Annotated in this window: 13 protein-coding genes; 5 read left to right on the forward strand and 8 right to left on the reverse strand. The window is 47.2% G+C overall.

What is annotated here, in order from left to right:
* The first annotated feature begins 6 nt into the window (after window positions 1-6).
* Together H7F15_RS13900 and hemE are read left to right on the forward strand one after the other, a co-directional pair.
* Window positions 7-840, forward strand: coding sequence for a hypothetical protein (locus H7F15_RS13900; RefSeq protein WP_185197599.1), 834 nt, complete (start codon window positions 7-9; stop codon window positions 838-840).
* 129 nt (window positions 841-969) lie between these two features.
* Window positions 970-2,007 (forward strand): uroporphyrinogen decarboxylase, encoded by a 1,038-nt coding sequence (hemE, locus tag H7F15_RS13905; protein WP_185197600.1) that lies wholly within the window; start codon window positions 970-972, stop codon window positions 2,005-2,007.
* A gap of 149 nt (window positions 2,008-2,156) precedes the next feature.
* On the opposite strand, the gene H7F15_RS13910 is transcribed toward hemE, so the two are convergent.
* From H7F15_RS13910 to H7F15_RS13940, 7 genes are all read right to left on the reverse strand, one after another.
* Window positions 2,157-3,956 (reverse strand): TrkH family potassium uptake protein, encoded by a 1,800-nt coding sequence (locus H7F15_RS13910; protein WP_185197601.1) that lies wholly within the window; start codon window positions 3,954-3,956, stop codon window positions 2,157-2,159.
* A gap of 33 nt (window positions 3,957-3,989) precedes the next feature.
* The gene (locus tag H7F15_RS13915) at window positions 3,990-5,789 is read right to left on the reverse strand and encodes a TrkH family potassium uptake protein (RefSeq protein ID WP_185197602.1); all 1,800 of its coding nucleotides are present in this window, start codon (window positions 5,787-5,789) and stop codon (window positions 3,990-3,992) included.
* Window positions 5,770-6,789 (reverse strand): bifunctional heptose 7-phosphate kinase/heptose 1-phosphate adenyltransferase, encoded by a 1,020-nt coding sequence (locus H7F15_RS13920; RefSeq protein WP_185197603.1) that lies wholly within the window; start codon window positions 6,787-6,789, stop codon window positions 5,770-5,772. Before H7F15_RS13920 ends, H7F15_RS13915 begins: the two co-directional genes overlap by 20 nt.
* Window positions 6,789-8,003: a pyridoxal phosphate-dependent aminotransferase gene (locus H7F15_RS13925; protein WP_185197604.1), complete on the reverse strand. Its 1,215-nt coding sequence runs from the start codon at window positions 8,001-8,003 to the stop codon at window positions 6,789-6,791. The genes H7F15_RS13920 and H7F15_RS13925 overlap by 1 nt, the downstream gene beginning before the upstream one ends.
* Before the next feature lie 1,124 nt (window positions 8,004-9,127).
* Complete coding sequence (gene recR / locus H7F15_RS13930; RefSeq protein ID WP_185197605.1) at window positions 9,128-9,742, reverse strand: recombination mediator RecR; 615 nt, start codon at window positions 9,740-9,742, stop codon at window positions 9,128-9,130.
* A 9-nt stretch (window positions 9,743-9,751) separates the two neighbouring features.
* Window positions 9,752-10,033, reverse strand: a complete 282-nt coding sequence (locus H7F15_RS13935) for an ATP-dependent Clp protease adaptor ClpS (RefSeq protein WP_185197606.1) — start codon at window positions 10,031-10,033, stop codon at window positions 9,752-9,754.
* 9 nt (window positions 10,034-10,042) lie between these two features.
* The gene (locus H7F15_RS13940) at window positions 10,043-10,189 is read right to left on the reverse strand and encodes a hypothetical protein (RefSeq protein ID WP_185197607.1); all 147 of its coding nucleotides are present in this window, start codon (window positions 10,187-10,189) and stop codon (window positions 10,043-10,045) included.
* Window positions 10,190-10,316: 127 nt separating this feature from the next.
* Here H7F15_RS13940 and H7F15_RS13945 point away from each other — a divergent pair, with 127 nt between their 5' ends.
* The gene (locus H7F15_RS13945) at window positions 10,317-12,449 is read left to right on the forward strand and encodes a S9 family peptidase (RefSeq protein WP_255481254.1); all 2,133 of its coding nucleotides are present in this window, start codon (window positions 10,317-10,319) and stop codon (window positions 12,447-12,449) included.
* A gap of 141 nt (window positions 12,450-12,590) precedes the next feature.
* On the opposite strand, the gene H7F15_RS13950 is transcribed toward H7F15_RS13945, so the two are convergent.
* On the reverse strand, window positions 12,591-13,856 hold the full coding sequence (locus H7F15_RS13950) for a thioredoxin fold domain-containing protein (RefSeq protein ID WP_185197609.1): 1,266 nt from the start codon (window positions 13,854-13,856) through the stop codon (window positions 12,591-12,593).
* 324 nt (window positions 13,857-14,180) lie between these two features.
* Between H7F15_RS13950 and H7F15_RS13955 the strand changes: the two genes are divergently transcribed.
* Window positions 14,181-14,723, forward strand: coding sequence for a hypothetical protein (locus H7F15_RS13955; protein WP_185197610.1), 543 nt, complete (start codon window positions 14,181-14,183; stop codon window positions 14,721-14,723).
* A 289-nt stretch (window positions 14,724-15,012) separates the two neighbouring features.
* Entirely contained in the window at window positions 15,013-15,183 is a 171-nt protein-coding gene (locus tag H7F15_RS13960) for a hypothetical protein (RefSeq protein WP_185197611.1), read from the forward strand.
* Window positions 15,184-15,303: the final 120 nt, after the last annotated feature.

Below are 15,303 nucleotides of genomic sequence, written 5' to 3' on the forward strand. Positions count from 1 at the left end.
ATACGTATGCATAAAAACAGGATTTTCAGGCTTGGCATGCTGCTCCTTGTTTTCTGGTTAGCTTCATGTAAAAATGGAGATGCTACTAAATCAGATATAGTTTTGGAGGGAGTTACCGCAGAGGATAGTCAAAGATTTGAAAAATCTTCTGTAAAAGAATTTTCATGGCAGGAAGGGCTATGTGATTATACAGGGTATTACCAATCTGATAAATACTCTGAAAAGCAGATTGATGATACTTACTTCTTGGTATTTGGATACAATAGTGTTACTTCTTCTGATGTTGACGCCACATTAGATAGCCCTGCTAACTATACTGTTGCTTACATTGATAGCTCATTGAAGAAACTTGAGAGCAACTATAGTGAAGCAATCAAAAAGATACAAAGCTTAGAGGTTGTTCCAACTCCATTCTGGCAGGAACATAAAGAATTAACTGTCCTGCAACTCAGAGAACTATGCCAGTTAGAAAAGCTTACGTTAGAAGCACATTTAAACCCAAAATTGCTTGCAGGCACAACTTACTCAGAGAATTGTAAAGATTATGTTAATGCGTTAACCTCCGAAGACACAACAGTACTTCTTGCCACCTGGAGAAAACTAACTGACTATAACAAATCTAAAAACGGCTACCCGGAAATGGTTGAACGCAAATATCAGGAACAGTTAAAGTCTGCCGACAAGTTACTTCTTGCCCGCATTGATTTGATGACTTATGGCTGGTGGAATTGTGCAAACCGACAAAGAAAGTATGTTAAGGGTTTTAACCAGGAAGGGCGAATGACCAGAGAGTTTGAAAAGTTGTTTGATCGTGTAGCAGAATCGAACTGCGAAGAATAACAGCAAAGGCTATAGTTAACTATAGTTCTCCCATACTAAACCACACTTTATAAAACCAAGTAAACACTCCTATAGTTTGGTGATATCGATCACCTTCACATAGTCGGCAAATTAGCTTATCTTTGCGCCATGCAATTGAAGAACGACCTGCTTATTAGAGCTGCCAAAGGAGAACCTGTTGAGCGCACACCGGTATGGCTGATGCGCCAGGCCGGCAGAATTTTACCTGAATACAGAGCCGTACGCGAAAGCCTGAGCGGTTTTAAAGAACTTGTAGAAACTCCTGAGTTTGCTGCCGAAGTAACGATACAACCGGTTGATATACTGGATGTGGACGCGGCCATCATCTTCTCTGATATATTGGTAGTGCCGGAAGCAATGGGCTGCACCTACGAAATGGTAGAAAAGCGCGGACCGTGGTTCCCGAACACCATAAGAACTGAAGCAGACCTTAAAAAGCTTCGTGTAGCCGACCCGCACGAGCACCTGCATTATGTACTGGATGCCATTAAGGTTACCAAAAAAGCATTGAACGGCCGTGTGCCGCTGATCGGTTTTGCCGGAGCTCCCTGGACCATTCTGGCTTACATGGTAGAAGGCAGTGGCTCTAAAACGTTCTCGCATGCGCGTGGCATGTTGTATACCAACCCACAGTTGGCGCACCAGCTGCTCCGCATGATCACGGACACAACTATAGCTTACCTTAAAGCACAGGTAGAGGCAGGCGCAAACCTGATCCAAATCTTCGATTCGTGGGCTGGTATCCTTACACCGGCGCATTACCGCGAATTCTCATTGCCATATATCAGCGAGATCTGTAATGCTATCCGCAATGTGCCGGTAACGGTGTTTGCCAAAGGCGCTTTCTTTGCCTTAGAAGATTTCGCTAAACTAAACTGCGAAACAATCGGTCTGGACTGGAACATGGAGATCGCTAAATCCAGAGCGCAGATCGGCCCGAACAAGACCCTGCAGGGCAACATGGACCCATGCCTGCTGTACAGCCCGTTCGAAACGATCCAGTCAGAAACTATCAAAATGCTGAAGGAGTTCGGACCGCAGCGCCACATTGCCAACTTAGGCCACGGCGTGTACCCGGATACTGACCCTGAGAAAGTAAAATGCTTCGTACAGACCGTAAAAGAATACGGACAGTTTAGAAGTTAGAGAGTTTGGGAGTTTAAGAGTTTAGAAATTAAACCTGACATGAAATTCTTTCACGGATAAAACTATAAAGGCCTGCAAATTTTGCAGGCCTTTATAGTTTTTGCTCTCCAACTTTTTAACTTCCCAACTTTTTAACTTTCTAACTTCTTCTATCCTATCGGCAGTTGGGTTGCCGGGTACTTGTAGGCGGTTGTGGTGGCGCGTGTGCTCAGGGCGAGTGCCAGTGTCAGGGTTCCTACCCTGCCTATGTACATTGATAGGATCAGCACAATTTTACCTACATCCGACAGGCCGGCAGTTATACCCGTACTTAAACCCACCGTGGCAAAAGCCGAAACCTGTTCTATAGCCAGCCGGATAATATCGTATTGCGGATCGGAAATGGTAAGTATAAACAGAAAGGCCATATTCAGCAGCGCTGCAAAGGCAAACACGGTAAATGCTTTATATGCAACTGAATAGGGTACTGTGCGCCGCCCTATCTCGATATCCTTCTTGTTCCGGATAGTAGCCGACATCGCCAGCAGGATCACAACAAATGTAGTGGTCTTGATACCGCCCCCCGTTGAACCCGGCGACGCCCCGATAAACATCAGGAAAATGAACATAAAAAGTGTGGGCGTAGCAAGCTGCGAAATGTCCACACTGTTATACCCTGCCGTACGGGTAGTTACCGACTGGAAAAAAGATGTTATCAGCGCCTCGGCAAAACTTAAACCTGCCAGGGTACCATTATATTCCAGGAAAAAGAAACCCACCATACCCAGCAGGATCAGCGCAGCCGAAGTATAGATGGTGATCCGTGACAGGAGCTTCCAGTTGCGCCAGGGTGTTGCCATACGTGTGCGCATCGCCTTCGGAGAAAGCACATCCAGGATAGTGGGGAAGCCGATACCGCCAAATATGATGAGGAACGCAATGACCAGATGCAGGATATAGGAAAAGCGCACCGGTTCGGTATACAAACTGGCCGGGTACAACGAAAAGCCTGCATTACAGAACGCCGAAACCGAGTGGAAGATAGAGTAGAATATTTTGCTGCCCAGGCTGGTAAATTTCACGTCGGTGCCCCAGGTCATAAAAACGATCACTGCCCCGATGCCTTCTATCAGGAAGGTCAGGTAAACCAGTTTGCGCAGAAGGCCTTTGGATGAGAAGAGGGATTCGCCGTCCAGCAGCTCGTGTATGGCTACGTGTTGTCTTATACCAATGCCCCGGCGCATCATCGAAGCAAAAAAAGTAGCAAAAGTAAGGATGCCAAGCCCTCCCATCTGCACCAGTAACAACAGCACCACCTGCCCCGAAAACGTGAAGTACGTGCCCGGATCTACCACGGCCAGACCGGTTACACAGGCAGCACTGGTAGCCATAAACAAGGCATCCAGAAAAGGCATGTTGCCCGGCACATTTATCATCTTCGGCATCATAAACAACCCGGCACCCACAAAGATCAGGACCACAAAGCTGAGTATGAACGCCACGGAGGGCTTTATCTGCATCGCCCGGATGTGAATGCGCGTTTCCAGGAGCTCGACGGTAAGCAGCACCAGCATATACAACGACACTACCACCCTGTAAAGCTCCACCGACAACGGAATGTCGATGCTCTCGAAGAAATTGTAAACAACAGGCGTGTTAAAGATATAGGTACCTACCTGGTTAACCAGTATGATGAGCATAAGCAGCCCTTCGAACCAGGTGCGCTTCAGAAACTTTTTCCGCTCGAAGGTATACAGAATGCGGAGCAGGTAGATGAAAACAAAAACAGCTAAAATAGCATCTATCGCTATGAACAGAAATTTTATAGTTTCCGGCTTTTCCGCAATACCGTGGGCATAGATCAGCAGACCTACCGAAAGGATGGAGAGCAGGTACGTTGTGCGTCGCATCAGGGTGTAAGCCCCGCGTTTGGTATCGTAAAGCGCTCTGTTTAGTTTTTCTGTATTCATGTAGTGCTATGCTCGCTACCGTATAGTTTGGTTTTAGCCAATGGCCAGGTGAGTACTTGGGTATTTATAAGCTGTTGTGTAAGCTCTTGTACTGATGGCAAGTGCCAGCGTTAAGGTCCCTACCCTGCCTATGTACATCGACAGGATCAGAACACCTTTCCCTACATCAGACATACCGGCGGTTATGCCTGTACTTAAACCTACCGTAGCAAATGCCGATACCTGCTCAAAAGCCAGCCTTAAAATATCAAACTGTGGGTCTGAAATAGAAAGAATGATCAGGAAAAAGACATTGAACACAACGGCAAAGGTAAAAACGGCAAACGCTTTATACGAAACCGCAGGCGGTATAGTACGCCGGCTTATTTCGATGTTCTTTTGTCCACGTATAGTTGCCCACACTGTAAGAATGATCACTGTAAAGGTAGTGGTTTTGATACCGCCACCCATCGACCCCGGCGAAGCACCGATAAACATCAGGATCATCATGATCAGTAAGGCCGGGACAGATACAGCCGACATATCGACGGTATGGAAGCCCGCAGAACGCGTAGTTACCGACTGAAAAAAGGAAGTGACCAGGGTTTCGGTGAAGTTGAGGCCGGTAAGGGTATTAAAAAACTCCAGCGCAAAGAACGTAACAGTGCCAAAAGCCAGCAAAGCCGCCGACGTATACACTGTTACCCGGGTAAGCATTTTCCAGTTGCGCCACGGGGCATGCAGCCGGGCTCGCAGGGCCGATGGCGAAAACAGGTCGATCATGACCGGGAAACCGATGCCTCCAAAAATAACCAGCACTGCTATAGTTAAATGCAGAATATAGGCATCGCGCAGCACATCGGTATAAAGCCCTTCCGGGTAAAGCGAGAAACCGGCATTACAGAACCCCGACACGGCATGAAAGATCGAATAAAAGATCTTTGTCCCTAAATCCGTAAAAACCGCATCCCGGCTCCAGGTCATGAATATGATTACTGTACCGACCGCTTCAATAAAAAGGGTCATGATGATGAGCTTCCTGAGCAGGCCGCGCGTAAACGACAAGGACTCGCTTTCCATGATCTCGTACATGGCCACGTGGTGGCGGATACCAATACCGGCACGCATCAGCATAGCAAAGAAGGTGGCAAAGGTCATAACTCCCAACCCGCCCAGCTGCACCAGTACCAGCAACACCACCTGCCCCGAAAACGAAAGGTAAGTTCCGGGATCTATCACGGCCAGGCCTGTAATGCAGGAGGCACTCGTTGCCATGAAAAGGGCATCAATAAACCGCATGCCGCCCGGCACCACCGACATTTTGGGCAGCATAAACAGCGCTGTGCCAATAGCTATGAGGGCAATAAAGCTAAGCAGGAACGTAACAGCAGGCTTTATCTGCAGCGCTTTGAGGTGTACCTTGGTTTCGAGCAGCTCAATTACAAGCAGCATGAGCATGTACAACGACACCAGCGCCCGGTAAATCTCTACCGAAAGAGGTATACCAATGCTGCCGAAGATGTTGTAAACGATAGGAAAGTCGAGCAGGTAGGTACAGACCTGGTTTACAAAGATAATGGCCATCAGGGTGCCCTCGAACCAGGTGCGCCGCAGAAACTTTACCCGCTCAAAGGTATACAGGATGCGCAGCAGGTAAATGAGCACAAAAATGGCCAGGATACCATCTATAGTATAATACAGATAGCTTAGCGTAACAGGATCTTTTACGACACCATGCGCATACACCAGCAAACCCACCGACAGGATGGTGAGCACATACGTGGTGCGCCGCATCAGGGCATAGGCCCTTAGTTTACTGTCATATAAAAATCTGTTAAGCTGTTCGCTGTTCATGCGCTTCAAATAACCTGATCTGGGTAGCCTCCTGCAACAGGCGTTGCTTATCTACGGGAACCACCCCTACCTGTTCGCAAACCAGCCCGCCGCCCAGGTTGCTCAGCCCGGCCAGAAACTGTACCGATGTGCGCAGCGCCATACACAAAGCCGCTATACTTATGACCGTATCGCCGGCACCAGAAACATCGGAAATAGAACGGCGGTGGGCTTCCATGTAAGTTTTATGGCTGCCGTTTGCAATAAATATGCCGCGCTCCGAAAGCGTCACCAATACCTGTTCTGTCTGCAGGCGTTTCTGTAGTTCCTTTACTGCTTCTTCAAACGCGTGCAGGTTCTCGTCGGCAAAGTCAACCTTCAGGCCTTCTTTCAGCTCTTTCAGGTTTGGCTTGAACAGGGTGCACCCCACAAAGCTAAGGAAGTTCTTCTTTTTAGGATCGACAACGGTAGGAATATTGTGCTCATTGGCCAGTTGGATAAACCGCCTGATGTTGGCCTCAGAGAACACGCCTTTGTCGTAATCTTCCAGCACCACAACATCCGCCGCATCCAGCAATTTTATGTAACGCTCTTCCAGGTGCTGGTTATCATAAGCGGTCAGTTCGGTCTCTATCTCTGCATCAATGCGCAGCAACTGCTGGGCACTGGCAATAATGCGGTGTTTTATAGTTGTAACCCGCTCAGGGCTCTGCACAATCCCTTCCGTCGACAGTCCTTTTTCTTCAAGCAGGCGCAGAAAATCGCCGCCATCCTTGTCGTCTCCTATTACAGAGCAGAGCAGTGGCGTAGCGCCAAGGGCCTGCACATTTAGGGCCACGTTGGCAGCACCGCCCAGGCGTTTCTCGCGTTTTACAACGTTAACTATAGGCACAGGTGCTTCCGGCGAGATGCGCGTCGATTTTCCCCACAAGTAGGAGTCTATCATCACGTCGCCAACTATAAGTACGGTCAGCCCATTAAAGGCTGTAAAAATATCTTCTAAACTATGGATGTGGTTCATTACTGAAGTTTAGCCAGGCTAAGTTTGATGCGGCGCAGGGCCTCGGTCAGTTTTTCGTCGGAGGTGGCATACGAGAAACGAACGCAGTTCGGTGCCCCGAACGCTTCGCCACTTACCACAGCTACCAACGCATCGGTCAGTAAAAACATGCACAGGTCCAGCGCGTTCTGTATGGTGTTGCCCTCGTAGCTCATGCCAAAATAATGGCTTACATCCGGGAAAATATAAAATGCTCCTTCCGGCACATTGGTTTTAAAGCCCGGGATGTCGTTCATCAGTTCCAGCACCAGGTTACGGCGACGCAGGTAAGCTTCCCGCATCTCCAGGGCTGCTTCCTTGCCACCTTGCAGGGCCGCGTAAGCTGCTTTCTGGGCAATGGAGCAGGTACCGGACGTGATCTGGCTCTGCATTTTTTCGCAGGCGGCGGCAATGGTCTTGTGGGCTGCAATATAGCCTACACGCCAGCCCGTCATGGCGTAGCCTTTCGAGAAGCCGTTTACCGTCACAACACGGTCCTTTATAAAGTCGAAGCCGGCCATGCTGGCGTGCTGTCCTTCAAAGTTGATGTACTCGTAAATCTCGTCGGCAATGACATGAATCTGCGGATATTTCTCCAGCACTTTTGCCAGTGCAAGCAACTCTTCTTCGGTAAACACGGAACCCGTCGGGTTGCATGGCGAAGAATACATGATCAGTTTAGTATTGGAAGTAATGGCTGCTTCGAGCTGTGCTGGCGTAACTTTAAAATCGTTTTCCAGTTTGCCCATTACCTGCACCGGCGTGCCCTCTGCCAGCTTCACTATCTCTTCATACGACACCCAGTAAGGTGAAAAAATGATCACTTCATCGCCGGGGTTAACCAGGCACATTACCGCATTGGCAATGCTTTGTTTGGCACCGGTCGAGACCACAATGTTTTCCGGCTTATAGTCCAGGTTGTTGTCGCGCTTAAATTTATCGGCAATGGCCTGGCGTAGTTCCGGGTACCCGGGCACAGGCGTGTAAAAAGTAAATCCGTCGTCGATAGCCTTTTTGGCGGCATCCTTTATGTATTGCGGCGTCTGAAAATCAGGTTCTCCAAAGCTCAGGCTTATTACATCGTGGCCCTGCGCAGCCAGCTCACGGGCTTTTTTTGCCATCGCTATCGTCTGGGGCTCGGCAAGAGCCGTTATTCTATCGGACAGAATGTTGCTTACTTTATCAATGTGCTGCATCTACTTGTCGTTTAAAAGGCCAAAGGTACTTATTCTGTTACACACTTTCCAGAAAGCACGGCTGTAATATGCGGGTACCTCCTGGTTAGCCAGGTAAATTGCCAAATTGTTCTGAACGAAGAAAGAGATCGGTTATAAAATCCGGATTTATAGGTTGGTTGCAGGTGGAATGACTGGATTTTGGTTTAATGGGTATGGTCCTGTAGTTACCTCACCCCAACCCTCTCCTAAGAACAGGAGAGGGAGATTGTTCTGTTGCTATAGTTTGAACTATAGTTAGCATATATGTATCCTATCCCAACCCTCTTGTCTGAATCAGGATTTTCTGGATTACCGGCTTTGTCTATAGTTAGAACAGCTATAGTTACTTTTACTCTTTCGCTGGCGCGGGTTTGCAACCCGTGCCTACCTATAGGGTTGAATTTGTAACTCAACTGACCCGGCAGAGACAGGAAATTCGATGTCTTTAGCTATAGTTCTACATTTACGAGACAATAGACCCCTGCCCCTCTCAAGAGGGGAATTGCTACTGTTGCTATAGTTTGGTTTATAGTTTTATAGTTTGTGTGGTCCAACCACCCCTGCCCCTCCTTATCCAAGGAGGGGAGCTCTGACATTGCTATAGTTTAAGCTATAGTTTTATAGCTCAGACCACGAGCAGGACAGGTCGCGACCTGTCCCTACAGAATTACATCCACGAGAAAACCGATCTGCCACAGCCAAGATCAAGGAAAGTAACTATAGTTTAAGTAGAAGCTATCGAATATGATTTCAGTCTTTGGGTTGAGCGCCTTTGACTTGTTGCAGTGCCGCAGGCAATCCGAGGTACGAGGATAGCAAGAAGGCAGCAGCGCGATGCCCGAAGACGGGGCCTCCCGGCCCCAGAGGGAGCCAAGTAAACTATAGAACAGTAGGTGATTAGAGCTCCCAGGATTAGAAGCAACTATAGAAAGAAGGCTTGGTTCAGATAGTAGGAAAAGCAAACTATAGGACATATAAGATTTCTCGACTACGCTCGAAATGACAATAGAGAAGCTAAAAGTTTTGCTTTCAACAATTGGAAGACAAACAAAAAAAGGGTCGCAACTATAGCTGCGACCCTTTTCCAAAAGGTAATTTAACTCTTAAGCCCTGCCGTAAGCAGTGCGCTCTACAATACTTCTGCCTAAGGTAATCTCATCCGCATACTCCAACTCGCCTCCAACCGGAATACCGCGGGCAATAGATGTGATCTTCAGGTTCTGGTGGTCGCGTAGCTTGCGTGTCAGGTAAAAAGCAGTGGTATCGCCTTCCATGGTCGGGCTGATCGCCATTAACACTTCTTTAACCTCTGTGTTTGGCAGCAGGCGCTCCAGCAAACTGTCGATGTGCAGATCCGATGGGCCTACACCTTCGAGCGGCGAAATAACACCACCCAACACATGGTACAGGCCTTTGTACTGGGCCGTATTTTCAATGGCAATCACATCCCGTATGTCGCTTACCACACACAGCAAGCTGCGGTCGCGAAGCGGGTTGCTGCAAATGCCACACACTTCAGTATCGGAGATGTTATGGCACTGCTTGCAATGTTTTACTTCGGTGCGCATTTTCACCAGGGCTTCGGCCAGCGAGAACGTGTCTTCTGACTCATTCTTAAGCAGGTGTAACGCTAAGCGAAGGGCCGTTTTTTTTCCTACACCGGGCAGCTTGGCCAGCTCTTCCACGGCATTTTCTATCAGCTTCGACGGAAACTCCATTTAACCTCCTTACTGAATATCCGCAGAAAGTGATTTCTGGTGCAGCGCGGTGCACATGCCTTCCAACTCCTCGTAAGACCCCATTTTAACCGTACACTTGCCTTTGTAGTGGATCAGCAGCGTACATTGTTCTGCCTGCTCCGCCGTGTGGCCGCATACTTTAATCAGGGTCTCGATCACGTGGTCGAAGGTATTAACGTCATCATTAAAAACGATCAGCTGGCGCAGGTCGGTATTCTCTTCCAGCACCGCAACATCTTCCTGATGTAAAATTTCTCTCTCCGTATTCATAGCACAAAATTACGAACTAAACAGCACTTTATAAAGCAGCCGGGCAACTATAAATCGCTCTTTTGCTGCTGCATAAAGTATAGTTTTTAACAATCCGGAGCGGCTTATAATTCCTGTAAAACCAATTACCTGAACTATAGTTTTTGTACCTTGCACCGCATATCAGGCGCTATTTTTGCTCTTTAAACAGATTACTGCAATCTTGCAGCTAATTACTCTTTTAACAACCAACCAATCAACTCTGATGATCTTTTCTAACCGATTAAAAGGGCTGGCTTTTACTATGCTTTTGGCTGTAGCAACGTTGCAGGCACAGGCACAGGACAAAATGCTGACCATGGAAGATGCCATTATTAACCCGGCACTTCAACCCGAAAACCTGCGCCAGCTGAACTGGGTAGCGGGTTCCGACGACTTTACTTTTGTAAAAGACAACGCTTTGGTTCGTGGCAACGCGAAATCCACGAAGCACAATACCATACTTACCGTTGATAAGCTGAGTGCGGCCATACAAGCGGCAGGCGGTAAAGAAGTAAAAAGCTTCCCGGCAGTGCAGTGGAAAGATGCCAATACTCTTGTTCTGAACCTGCAGGGCAAGATCTTTAACTATAACCTGAAAGATGGGAAAGCAACTATAGTTACTACATATGCTGCCGATGCCGAGAACGCAGAACTGGACCCAACCAAACAGCGCATCGCTTACACCAAAGGCAACAACCTGTATGTGTCTGCCCCGGGCGCTGCTGATGTGGCTGTTACGAATGAAAAGAATGAAGGGATAGTTAACGGACAGGCGGCGCACCGCTCTGAGTTCGGTATCAGTAAAGGCACTTTCTGGTCGCCGACTGGTAAGCATCTGGCGTTCTACCGCATGGACCAGACCATGGTTACTGATTACCCGCTGGTTGATGTGGCCCCACTTCCAGCTAAATTAAATAACATTAAATACCCGATGGCAGGCGGCAAAAGCCACCATGTAACAGTGGGTGTTTACAACACGGCTACGAAGCAAACTACTTTCCTGAAAACCGGTGAACCGGCTGAGCAATACCTGACCAACATTACCTGGAGCCCGGACGAAAAGCACATTTACATTGCCGTAGTTAACCGCGACCAGAACCACATGAAACTGAACCAGTACGATGCTGCTACCGGTGATTTTGTGAAGACACTGCTGGAAGAAAAACATGCCAAGTATGTGGAGCCTGAAAAGGGCCTGTACTTTGTGCCTGGCAAACCAAACCAGTTTGTAAGAGTAAGCGAGCGCACCGGCTATGATCATTTATACCTGTATGATACCAACGGCAAAGAGATCAGAACCCTGACCAAAGGCGACTGGATGATCACCGATGTGCTTGGTTTCAGTAAGGATGGCAAAAAATTATACTATAGTTCTACTGCCGAAAGCCCGCTGGAGCGCCATTTTTATAGTGTAGACCTTAACAATGGTAAAAACACGCGTCTGTCTCAGGGTAGCGGTACGCACAGCGCCAAACTTAGCCCGAACGGCAACTACATCATCGATACCTATAGCAGCCAGGTAACACCACGTAAGATCTGGGTAGTGAATACAAAAGATGGCAAAGTAGCGCAAACACTGCTTACTTCTAAAAACCCTGTGGCCGATTATGCACTTGGTGAAGTAACTATCTTCCCGATCAAGGCTGACGATGGCACCGACCTGTATACCCGCATGATCACGCCTCCGAATTTTGATAAGAACAAGAAATACCCGGTGGTGGTGTATGTGTATGGTGGTCCGCATTTGCAGTTGGTAACCAACAGCTGGATGGGTGGCGCGAACCTTTGGATGCAGTTAATGGCCCAGAAAGGCTATATCGTTTTCACCTTAGACCCACGTGGAACATCAGCCCGCGGACTGGAATTTGAACAGGCTACTTTCCGCCAGTTAGGCACCGTAGAAATGGCCGACCAGCTGCGTGGCGTAGAGTATTTAAAATCGTTGCCTTATGTAGATGCCAGCCGCATGGGTATCCATGGCTGGAGCTTCGGTGGTTTTATGACCACTACCATGATGCTGAAGTCGCCTGAGACCTTCAAAGTTGGCGTGGCCGGCGGTCCGGTTATCGACTGGAACTACTACGAAGTGATGTACACTGAGCGTTATATGGATTCTCCGGAGCAAAACCCGGAAGGCTACAAAAATGCCAACCTGCTGAACCACGTAAAGAACCTGAAAGGCAAACTGCTGATGATTCACGGCACGGTGGATGATGTAGTAGTGTGGCAACACAGCTTAGCGTTCCTGAAAAAGGCCGTGGACGAAGGCGTGTTACTCGATTACTTCGTGTATCCGGGCCATCCACACAACGTGATCGGGAAAGACCGCGTGCACCTGATGCGAAAAGTAACGCAGTACCTGGATGATAACCTGAAAGCTACTCCACAACAATAACAACTATAAAACAGGCGCTGATGATCTCAGCGCCTGTTTTGTTTCTTAATTGCAACAGCGAAGCTTTTGTATATAAGATGATCAACAGTGAGGCCGTATTGCTAATGGTAGTGCCTAACTATAGTAGTGCCAATAGTAAAATTACCATGTCTTTTCCCCGGCTTTCATCTTCTCAATGATTTCTTCTAAAAACTGGCCTTCAGCTCCTGCAAGCTCGATTGTATGGCTCATTACTTTTATTGCTTCTTCAGTCTTGCCTATCTTGTACAATAAATTGGCATAAGTATACAAATATTTGGGGTTGCCTTTTTCTTTTTGTGTAGCTAACTCCGCCGCCCATTCCAATGCCGTTTTCAGATTTTCCTTATCATCACTAAAAAGGAATAGCTTGTTAGCATGGCTATCGAGTTGTGGGTTGTCAATCTTGTTTTTAACAGACAAAATATAGTTGGTGTATTCGGTCCAGTTTTGGGTCCACTGGAAGTACATTGGCTTGGCAGTCATTATAATTTTATCCTTCAGATCCGGAAACTGCTTTGTCAGCATTCCATCTACTTCATTCCAGTCAACTTGCTCATTAACTATACCGGTATAAGCTACCATGCCACCACCATAGTCCTTCTTTCTCCCATCTACCCTGAGTTTAGGGAGAACAAGTTCATCAAAAATTACCGTTGTAGTAATTTGCTCACTCACTCCTTCCCCAAGCACTGCATTAGCTTTTGCTGAATGGCTTCTCAGGACAGCGAAGCCAGGATCTGTTATCTTTTGCGTGGAGACTGCAATAAGTTTAAGATTCTCTGCACTGGTTAAATCCTTTTGCGTTTTCAGGTAGGCATTTGCAGCTATAGGAATGAGTTCTCTGTCATTCATCAGTTGTGCGGACTTTAATAATTCTGAAAGAAAAGCCGGGTCTTCCACTCCTTTCATAAAATCCCACTTCTGCTTCTGATATCCACTAAGGGCCAGTTCTGACTTCGAGATAAATACTGCCGCAGTAGGAGAAGCTCCGTTTACCCTGTGTACGAGCTCACCCTGCGGATTGAAAAACAGGTAAACAGGATAACTGTCGACGTTATAGGTCCTAACTATAGCCTGCGCATCTTTGTACCACTTTTTTACGTCCTCACTATCTTTCTTCGTAGTATCTGCCTGAACTTTAACACTTACAAAATAGGTGTTAAAAAAATCGCCGACTTCTTTTTTAGGAAAAATATCCCTATCCATTTGTTTGCAAGGCCCACACCAGGTTGTAAATACATCTACAAAAATGTACTTGTTTTCCTTCTTCGCTTTCTTCTGAACCTGTTCCCAACTAAGGCCCTGCTCAAATTTAATGCCTTCTACATTTTGTGCCTGCGCCCCACCTATCATAAAGAGCAGCGCAATTAAAAGTTTGATTTTCATGATCCAGTTTGTTTTGATGAACTATCTTATTGCAAAAACTATAGACGCTGGTCGCCTATAAGTAGAGCGTATTACCAAAAAGTAGGCAGGTAACTCAGTGAGCGGATACAGAAAGCAGATCAACTACGAGTATATCGTAATACTACGAAATATTCGTACATATTCAACCTTTACACCGCAAAATAATTTTGGTTGGATCAGGACTTTTGCTTTGCGTTACTTTGGAGTAGGCTACCACTGTTTACTCCTGGTATTGCAACAACTATAGATTCACTTAAAACGCTGAATTACGTACCTTTGCAGCACCAATACAACTATAGTTTTATGCCTGCACCATCTGCATCCTTCAAGAAAGCCATCAAACAACTCTCAGATAAAGACAAGGAAGCCCTTTTACTGAAAGCAGTGCGCCGCGATGCCGAGCTGTATGACATGTTTTCGTACGAACTGGGCGAACTGACGCTGGAGGAACTGCAGGAACAAAGTCAGGACGTGATACATGAGTTGTTGCTGAATGCGACCGGCCGCAGCCTGACCAAAGCCTTAGCCAAAGCACTGCGCAAAGCTGTAAAAGAGATTGCCCGGTTCAAGCGCATCACCAAGGATAAGAAAGCCGAAGTAGAGCTACACCTGTATACCCTGGACATTATTTTCCGGAACTATACCGGCCAGTTCGACAGCTACTACAAGGTTTTCTATACTTCTACAGCGCGTTTGCTACTCAAAACCATCCAGCTCATCCGCAAAAACCTGCACGAAGATTACCACCTGGAATACAAAGACACTATAGACGATTACCTGCTTCAGATCCGGTACCGAAACAAACCGCTGCCTGTGGAATTGCCTTCGGAGTTTGAAGTGGAGTAATTTGTCTGAATCTTTAAATAGGGCCCCTACCCCAAGGATTTACAGGATTCGAGGATTTAAGGATTGTCTGCTATAGTTGGTAGCTATAGTTTGATGCTTGCCCACTAACCCACCCCTACCCCTCCCTAGAGGGGAATTTTGGCTATAGCTATAAGTGGTTTTCACAGTTCTATAGTTAAGGTTGGTCCAACCACCCCTAACCCCTCCTTATCTAAGGCGGGGAATTTTCTGATACTGCTCTGTTGATAGCTATAGTTTTATAGTTGCTGCTTTAACACCCCTGTGAGCTGTGCTCGCAAGTTTCGAACTCTCGTTCTCACTTGTCCTCAAGGGGACAGTCTGCGTCTTTGCTATAGTTTACAACTATAGTTCTATAGTTACAGACCATGAGCAGGTAGGCGCAGCCTGCCCCCAGAAACTACAGCCACGAGAAAAACAGATCTGTCCTAACCAAGAATGAAAAAGGAAACTATAGCCAGATCATAACCTATCGAGCTTGTTATCAGTCTTTGGGTTGAGCGCCTTGTAGATTTCCGGTGCCTGTAGGGCATTGCGACGTCAGGAGCAAAGGAAATATACA

Source organism: Pontibacter sp. Tf4 (assembly GCF_014212495.1).
Lineage (GTDB): Bacteria > Bacteroidota > Bacteroidia > Cytophagales > Hymenobacteraceae > Pontibacter.

Excerpts from the sequence above, each read along its gene's own strand:
- H7F15_RS13910 (WP_185197601.1), bottom strand. The coding sequence starts at position 3,956 with ATGAATACAGAAAAACTAAACAGAGCGCTTTACGATACCAAACGCGGG.
- H7F15_RS13915 (WP_185197602.1), bottom strand. The coding sequence starts at position 5,789 with ATGAACAGCGAACAGCTTAACAGATTTTTATATGACAGTAAACTAAGG.
- H7F15_RS13900 (WP_185197599.1), top strand. The coding sequence starts at position 7 with ATGCATAAAAACAGGATTTTCAGGCTTGGCATGCTGCTCCTTGTTTTC.
- H7F15_RS13925 (WP_185197604.1), bottom strand. The coding sequence starts at position 8,003 with ATGCAGCACATTGATAAAGTAAGCAACATTCTGTCCGATAGAATAACG.
- hemE (WP_185197600.1), top strand. The coding sequence starts at position 970 with ATGCAATTGAAGAACGACCTGCTTATTAGAGCTGCCAAAGGAGAACCT.
- H7F15_RS13950 (WP_185197609.1), bottom strand. The coding sequence starts at position 13,856 with ATGAAAATCAAACTTTTAATTGCGCTGCTCTTTATGATAGGTGGGGCG.
- H7F15_RS13945 (WP_255481254.1), top strand. The coding sequence starts at position 10,317 with ATGCTTTTGGCTGTAGCAACGTTGCAGGCACAGGCACAGGACAAAATG.
- H7F15_RS13955 (WP_185197610.1), top strand. The coding sequence starts at position 14,181 with ATGCCTGCACCATCTGCATCCTTCAAGAAAGCCATCAAACAACTCTCA.
- H7F15_RS13935 (WP_185197606.1), bottom strand. The coding sequence starts at position 10,033 with ATGAATACGGAGAGAGAAATTTTACATCAGGAAGATGTTGCGGTGCTG.
- H7F15_RS13920 (WP_185197603.1), bottom strand. The coding sequence starts at position 6,789 with ATGAACCACATCCATAGTTTAGAAGATATTTTTACAGCCTTTAATGGG.
- recR (WP_185197605.1), bottom strand. The coding sequence starts at position 9,742 with ATGGAGTTTCCGTCGAAGCTGATAGAAAATGCCGTGGAAGAGCTGGCC.